The organism is Arenimonas sp. (assembly GCF_035312645.1).
Taxonomy (GTDB): domain Bacteria; phylum Pseudomonadota; class Gammaproteobacteria; order Xanthomonadales; family Xanthomonadaceae; genus Arenimonas.
Genome location: NZ_DATGBO010000045.1, coordinates 1 through 6,985, shown reverse-complemented (window position 1 = coordinate 6,985; position 6,985 = coordinate 1). Strand labels below are relative to the sequence as shown.

At 65.4% G+C, this 6,985-nt stretch carries 8 protein-coding genes; 2 read left to right on the top strand and 6 right to left on the bottom strand.

The genetic code is table 11. The annotated features are described in order from the left end of the window. Window positions 1-414, top strand: a 414-nt coding sequence (locus VKM35_RS03885; protein ID WP_324318552.1) for an electron transport complex protein RnfA, incomplete at its 5' end; no start/stop codon positions are given. After that, a complete protein-coding gene (gene rsxB / locus VKM35_RS03880) occupies window positions 414-920 on the top strand; it encodes an electron transport complex subunit RsxB (protein WP_324318550.1) in 507 nt (168 codons plus the stop codon). The genes VKM35_RS03885 and rsxB, both read left to right, overlap by 1 nt. Window positions 921-991: 71 nt before the next feature. On the opposite strand, the gene VKM35_RS03875 is transcribed toward rsxB, so the two are convergent. The 6 genes from VKM35_RS03875 to VKM35_RS03850 form a co-directional block, all read right to left on the bottom strand. Next, the gene (locus VKM35_RS03875) at window positions 992-1,882 is read right to left on the bottom strand and encodes a TraB/GumN family protein (RefSeq protein WP_324318548.1); all 891 of its coding nucleotides are present in this window, start codon (window positions 1,880-1,882) and stop codon (window positions 992-994) included. Window position 1,883: 1 nt separating this feature from the next. After that, on the bottom strand, window positions 1,884-2,849 hold the full coding sequence (locus VKM35_RS03870) for a DUF1684 domain-containing protein (RefSeq protein WP_324318546.1): 966 nt from the start codon (window positions 2,847-2,849) through the stop codon (window positions 1,884-1,886). Window positions 2,850-2,855: 6 nt separating this feature from the next. After that, entirely contained in the window at window positions 2,856-4,649 is a 1,794-nt protein-coding gene (gene mutL / locus VKM35_RS03865; protein ID WP_324318554.1) for a DNA mismatch repair endonuclease MutL, read from the bottom strand. Window positions 4,650-4,716: 67 nt separating this feature from the next. Continuing rightward, window positions 4,717-6,207, bottom strand: a complete 1,491-nt coding sequence (locus tag VKM35_RS03860) for an N-acetylmuramoyl-L-alanine amidase (RefSeq protein ID WP_324318544.1) — start codon at window positions 6,205-6,207, stop codon at window positions 4,717-4,719. An 86-nt stretch (window positions 6,208-6,293) separates the two neighbouring features. Then, window positions 6,294-6,779, bottom strand: coding sequence for a tRNA (adenosine(37)-N6)-threonylcarbamoyltransferase complex ATPase subunit type 1 TsaE (gene tsaE, locus VKM35_RS03855; protein ID WP_324318542.1), 486 nt, complete (start codon window positions 6,777-6,779; stop codon window positions 6,294-6,296). Beyond that, window positions 6,776-6,985: NAD(P)H-hydrate dehydratase (locus tag VKM35_RS03850; protein ID WP_324318540.1), on the bottom strand; the 210-nt coding region annotated here is incomplete at its 5' end. The genes tsaE and VKM35_RS03850, both read right to left, overlap by 4 nt.

Below are 6,985 nucleotides of genomic sequence, written 5' to 3'. Positions count from 1 at the left end.
TGGATGCTGCATCACTGGCTGCTGCAGCCGTTGGGACTGGACTATCTGCACACGCTGGCTTTCATTCTGGTGATCGCGGCGGTGGTGCAATTCACCGAGATCGTGATGACGCGGCGCAATCCGCAGCTGTACCGGCTGCTGGGCATCTACCTGCCGTTGATCGCGAGCAACTGCGCGGTGCTGGGCGTGACGCTGCTGAACGTACAGGCGCGACACTCGCTGCTGGAAGCTATCGTCTATGGCTTTGGCGCGGCGCTGGGCTTTGCGCTGGTGTTGATCCTGTTCTCGGCGATGCGCGAACGCTTCGAAACCGCCGACGTGCCGGCCGCTTGGCGCGGTGCGCCGATCGCGCTGACTACCGCCGGGCTGATGTCGCTGGCCTTCATGGGCTTTGCCGGCATGACGCACGGATGATGACAACGATCACGGCGCTGGCCACGATCGTCCTCTTGGCGTTGGCCGCTGGCGCGCTGCTTGGCTGGGCGGCAAAAAGATTCCAGGCCGCGCCGGATCCGATCGTCGAGCAGATCAACCGCCTGCTGCCGCAGACGCAATGCGGCCAATGCAACTACCCCGGCTGCAAACCCTATGCCCAGGCGATCGCACGCGGCGAGGCCGACATCAACCAATGCCCGCCCGGCGGTGCTGACGGCATCCGCGCACTGGCGAAACTGCTGGGCCGACAAGTCATCGCACTCAACCCCGACAACGGCATCGAGAAACCGGCCGTCGTCGCATTGATCCGCGAGGCCGAATGCATCGGCTGCACCAAATGCATCCAGGCCTGCCCGGTCGACGCGATCATCGGCGCACCGAAACTCATGCACACCGTGTTGGCCGACCTGTGCACCGGATGCGAGTTGTGCATCCCGCCGTGTCCGGTGGATTGCATCGATCTGGTGGCGGTGGCGTCGTCGTAGGAGCGACGCAAGTCGCGATTGGCGATAGCTTCAAAGCGAACTATCGCGACTTGCGTCGCTCCTACAAACAGCTACAGCCGCTCCACCTTGTAGCCCGCCGCCTTGAGCTTGGCGATCAGGCCATCCGGCCCCAGCAGGTGCAGGCTGCCGACGACGACCAGGGTGTCGGTGCCCGATTGCTGATCGAGCATCTGGCGGATTTTCGGCAGCCAGGCATTGTTGCGATCAACGTCGATGCGCTGGTAGAGCTTGGGATATTCGTGCTGGAGTTTCGTGCCCATCGCAGCGAACAAGGCCTTGTCGTCGCCGGCGCGCCACTGTGCATGCAAGGTGTCGAGCTCGGACTTCATTGTCGCCGATTCATCCAGCGCTTCTGTCAGCGCCTGGCGTTGTTCTTCCTCGCTCATGCTGTCGAGCGCGGCGATCTGTTCGTCGACGCTTTCCAGGCCGCGCGTGGGTTTGCCGGCATCGGCGGCGCGCGTCATCAGCTGCTGGTCCAGCCCCTGCTTGGGATCGAAACCGGTGCGCTGCATTTCCGTCGAGCTGATCACCAACGCCATGAACCAGGGATCGAAGTGTTCGAACGTCTGCAGCGGCAGGCCACGCTCGCTGGTGTAGGCCTGCAATTGCTGCCAGCTGCGCGGCGACAGATTCTGCTCCAGCGTCCGGCCCGGCGGCTGCGCGGCGGCACGAAGCATTTTCTGCATCAGCTCGGGCGACTGCATTTCCTGCGGCGACAACTCAAACACCACGGTCTCGGCATCGGCAAAGGCGGCATCGACCGCTGGCGCCACCGGATAGTCTTCGGGCTTGAGCGCATGGAAGGAACCGAGCAGGTAGATGTGGTTGTCGGCATCGCCGACTTTCCACAGCAGCGGCTTGGGCGGTTCGGCCTGGGCGCAGGAACAGCACAGCGACAACAGCAGCAGCGGCAACCACTTTTTAAGCGCGGCCTTGCTCATCTCAGAGCGCCACCGAGCCTGGCTTGCGTGGCTTTTTCTCGCCAGCGTTGATCGCCAGGTCGAGACGGTTCTGCAGCGGCGGCATCGGGCAGGTCGAGAACGGCGTGAACGCGCAGGGCGGGTTGTAGCCCTTGTTGAAGTCGACGATGGTGGTGCCGTCGGCGCCGGGATAATCGGCATAGGTGAAACGCGCAGCGGCGTAGCTCTCGTGACCGCTGGTGCGGTCGGCATAGATCAGGAACAGGCGGTGGTCGCCTTCGTCGACCGCTTCCAGCGTGAAGCTCTTTCCATCTTTTTCGAAGGTCACCGTGCCGGGATTGTCCATCGGCTCGACCTGGCTGAGGATGTTGACGATATCGATCTTCTTGCCGGGCTCATGCGGGGTGAACTTCGCCTTGAAGCGGAAGGATTCGTCGATCGGGAAATAATCGATGCCAGCGAAGTTGATCCGCGTCTGCGCCATCGCGTTACGCACGCGCAGGGCGAACTTGTCGCCGCGCTTGATCACGATGAAGCTGGCATCGCCCTTGTTGAAGCCGACCACCGTCGGGCTGCCGTCGTTGCCGGCATCGACATCGTTGACCAGATTCACCGCACCGGTGGCGGGCTGGCCATCGATGAGGATCTCGGCGCCGGGTTCCGGCACCAGGGTCGTCTTGCCTTCCTTGGTGAGGGTGAGCATGCCGATCAACGACGGGCCGACCGCGAGGCGCGTGCTGAATTTCGGGTTGCTGCCGACACGGGTAGTGCCGACATCGATCCAGTGCATGCCGACCAGCGACAGCCAGCCATCGGGTTTCTGCAGGCGCTGCACGCGCTCATTGCGCCAGTCCATGATTTCCTTGTCGTAAGCGCGCTTGTGCGCGGCGACGGCAGGGTCGGCGGTGGCGGCGTCATCATTCTTGCCGCAGGCGCCCAGCAGGACGAGAGCAGCGATCAAAGCGGTGGCGAGGCTCAGTTTGCGCATGGTGGGTCAGCGTCCACGTAGGAAAAGTTTGTCGAGTTCGGCCTTGGTCAGTTGCACCCAGGTCGGGCGGCCATGATTGCATTGTCCGGAGCGTTCCGTGGACTCCATGTCGCGCAACAATGCGTTCATTTCCGGCAGGGTCAGGCGCCGGTTGGCGCGTACCGAGGTATGGCAGGCCAGGGTCGAGAGCAATTCGTTGCGGGCCTGCTCGATCACCCGGCTGCTGCCGTGCTCGCGCAGGTCGTTGAGCAGGTCAAGCACCAGCGGGCGCGGATCGAGATCAGCGAGCAGGGCCGGCACCGAACGCACGCTCAGTGCCTGTGGGCCGGCGCGACGCAGGTCGAAGCCGAGGGTGTTCAGCGTCTCGGCGTATTCCTCGGCGATGTCGGCCTCGCGCTCGGCCACCGCCAGCGCCAACGGCACCAGCAGCGGTTGCGCGCGAATGCCCTCGCCGTCCTTGGCCTGCTTGAGATGTTCGTAGGTGATGCGTTCGTGCGCGGCGTGCATGTCGACGAGCACGAGGCCGTGTTCGTTTTCCGCGAGAATGAAGATGCCGTGCAACTGCGCGAGCGCGAAACCCAGCGGCGGCGGCGCCGACTCATTGGCCGCGGGCATCGGTGCGAGCGCCGCGCCGGCCGGGATCGGCATCGATGTGGAAGGGCTGCGATAAAGCGCCGCATACGACGCCAGCGCATCAGCCACCGGCAGATTCATCGCGCCCTGCGGCGCATGCTGCCAGGCGGAATACGACGCACCCGCTTCGGCGACGGCATAGGCGGATTCCGGCACTGCGGCCGCGCCCGCGCGCGTCGCCGACAGCGCTTCATGCAAGGTCTTGAACACGAACTCATGGATAAGGCGGCCGTCGCGGAAACGCACCTCGTGCTTGGCCGGATGTACGTTGACATCGACGCGGCGCGGATCGAGATCGAGGAACAACACGAAGGCCGGATAGCGGCCATGGAACAACACGTCGGAATACGCCTGGCGCACCGCGTGCGCGACCACGCGATCCTTCACTGCGCGGCCGTTGACGTAGAAATATTGTTGGTCGGCACTGGAACGCGATGCCGTTGGCAGACCGACCCAGCCATGCAGGCGCAGGCCGGCGCCGGCATGATCGAGCGCGAGGCAGTTGCTGACGAATTCCTCGCCCAGCGCTTCGGCGACGCGAGCCAGGCGCTCGCCGGATTCGGCGACCGGACGGTAGTGACGGGCAAGGCGACCGTTGTGCGAAACGCGAAGCTCGACCTGCGGCCGCGCCAATGCCAGCGAACGCAGCCATTCCTCGACATGACCGAATTCGGTGCGCTCGGCGCGCAGGAATTTGCGTCGCGCCGGCACGTTGTAGAACAGGTCGCGTACCTCGATGGTGGTGCCGTTGGGATGCGGATGCGGCAGCACGCCGGACTGCTTTCCACCGTCGATTTCCAGGCGCGCACCGTGCTCGGCGGCTGGCGTTTTCGAACTCAGCGAAAAACGACTGACCGAGGCGATCGACGGCAGGGCTTCGCCGCGAAAACCGAGTGTGGCGACCTGCTCGAGATCGTCGAGCGAACCGATCTTGCTGGTCGCGTGTCGCGACACCGCCAGCGGCAGGTCGCTGGCGGCAATACCACCGCCATCGTCGCGGATGCGGATCAGGCGGATGCCGCCTTCCTCAAGATCGATGTCGACCCGGCGCGCGCCGGCGTCGAGGGCGTTCTCGACCAATTCCTTGACCACGGAAGACGGGCGTTCGACCACTTCGCCGGCGGCGATCTGGTCGATGAGGGTGTCGGGCAGCAGGCGGATCGGCACGGCTTTGGCGGTCTCCAAAGCCGGAATGATAGCAGCGGCATGGCGCCTGGCCGGAACGGCCGCGGCCTTACTGCGGCAGGGCGGCGACCATCGGGATGCGCAGGCGCTCGCCGACGCGGACGCGGTCGTTGTGCTTGTTGTTGGCCTCGCGCAGCGTGTCTACCGGCACACCATGCTGGGCGGCAATCAGGGTCAGGGTTTCGCCGCGGCTGACCACGTGGCTGCTGCTGCGTCGCGGGCTGCGATCGTTCACGGCAACCATCGCCGGCATCGGCACGTCGTCCTGCCGGGCGGCGTACCAGGTACCCGGCGGCGGCTGGTCGGTGAAATACGAACGCACACCGGAGGTGATCGCCGAAGCCAGGCGCTTGCGATAGTCGGGGTCGTTGAGCTTCTGCTCTTCAACCGGATTGGTGATGAAACCGGTCTCGATCAGCATGGACGGCACGTCCGGCGACCGCAGCACAACGAAGTTCGCGCGCTCGATGCTGGACTTGTGCGCCTTGCCGACATTCTTCAGCGAGGCCAGCACCTGCCCGGCGATGTCGTCGGAGGCGCGCATGGTTGCGCTCTGCGACAGATCCAACAGCACGGCGGCAAGATTGTGGTCCTTGTGGTCGAGGGAAACGCCGCCGACGAGGTCGGCGGCATTTTCCTGATCGGCCAGCCAGCGCGCCGCTTGCGAGGAGGCGCCGCGCGTGGACAGGACGAACACCGAAGCGCCGTTCGCGGCATCGTTGACCGCGGCATCGGCATGGATCGAGATGAACAGGTCGGCCTGGGCCGAGCGCGCCTTCATGTAGCGGTCCTGCAACGGCACGAAGCTGTCGCCGTCACGGATCAGCACGGCGCGCATGCCGGGGTCGGCGTCGATCTGGCGCGCGAGTTCACGCGCCACGGCGAGCGTGACGGCTTTTTCGTTGAGGCCGCTGGGGCCGTGCGCACCGGGATCCTTGCCGCCATGGCCGGCGTCGATGGCGATGATCAACTGGCGCTGGCCCGGGCCGATCACGTCCTTCATGGTTTTTGCTGGCGGCACGCGTGGCGTGACGACTTCGGCGGGCTCGATCGCCGGCAACGCCGCGGCGATTGACTCGGGTTGCCTGGTGGTTGTTGCAGGCGAAGTGACAGCGATCGATGAGGGCAGAGGCGCCGCGGCGCGCGGCGTACCGCCCGGCGGCGACAGATCGAGCAAGAGGCGCGTGCGGCCGCCACTACCCTCGACATGGGCGTCCGTGGAAACCATGCGACCCAACTCGAACACGATGCGCAAAGTGTCCGGCGTCGGCCGGCCGGTACGAACATTGGTGACCACGCCGTTGGCAGCGGGCAAGTCGTAAGCCGCGTCGAGCTTGGCGCCCTGCAGGTCGACGACCAGGCGCGCGGGATTGCTCAGGGTGAAAAACTTGTACTGCGCCGGCGCGGAAAGCTCGATTTCAGCGCGCGTGCCCTGGTCGTTCTCCAGCAGCCGCACGCTGCGCAGATCGGCCGCCGACGCGCTGCCGGCTGCTGTGGCCAGCGCGGCGAAAAGCGGAATCAGGAGCGGGGTCGGGCGCATGGCCCGGATTGAAGCACCAGCTTTTCCGGATTGCAAGGGGTTTCCCCTTTAAAATCCAGCACCTGGGCGACTTTCCTCGGAAATTCCTAAGAAGAGGCTCCAGGAGCCGCCATTTCATTGAGTCTTGCCAGCAGGACCCGGCCGATGTCACTGCCTGCGTGCAACTGTGCGCGGCGACCCTCGCCCGCCACGGCCAGACTGATATCCAGATCGGCTGCCGGCAGGCCCGAGCCGCCCCGCTCGGGCCATTCGACCAGCCAGAGCTGGGCTTGGCTGGCGAGTTCGTCCAAGCCCAGGAAATCAAGTTCGGCGGCTTCGGCGATCCGGTAAAGATCGAGATGCGCGGCTTCGCCATCGGCGAGCCGGTAGCGCTCGATCAGTGTGTACGTCGGGCTCTTGATCGCGCCGGTCACGCCCAGCGCACGCAGCATGGCGCGCGCGAGCGTGGATTTTCCGGCGCCGAGATCACCGTGCAGATGGATCACCAGCGGCGCGGTGAATGCCTGTGCCAACCGTTGCCCCAACTCCTCGGTGGCGTCGGCGTCGAGCAGCGCGAAAACCGGCGCCGTCATTCCGGATTCACCATGCGGCGCAGGTGCGGAAACAGATCGGAAGGCAGCAGCCCGCGTTCGCCATCGATGCGCGCAGCGGCATCGCCGGCCGCGCCGTGCAGCAGTGCGCCGAACACCGCCGCTTCGAATCGCGGCAGATGTTGCGCATGCAGCGCCGCGATCACGCCGGTGAGGATATCGCCCATGCCGCCGGTCGCCATGCCGGG

Coding starts and splice junctions, on each gene's coding strand:
- rsxB (WP_324318550.1), top strand. CDS start 414: ATGACAACGATCACGGCGCTGGCCACGATCGTCCTCTTGGCGTTGGCC.
- VKM35_RS03875 (WP_324318548.1), bottom strand. CDS start 1,882: ATGAGCAAGGCCGCGCTTAAAAAGTGGTTGCCGCTGCTGCTGTTGTCG.
- VKM35_RS03870 (WP_324318546.1), bottom strand. CDS start 2,849: ATGCGCAAACTGAGCCTCGCCACCGCTTTGATCGCTGCTCTCGTCCTG.
- VKM35_RS03860 (WP_324318544.1), bottom strand. CDS start 6,207: ATGCGCCCGACCCCGCTCCTGATTCCGCTTTTCGCCGCGCTGGCCACA.
- tsaE (WP_324318542.1), bottom strand. CDS start 6,779: ATGACGGCGCCGGTTTTCGCGCTGCTCGACGCCGACGCCACCGAGGAG.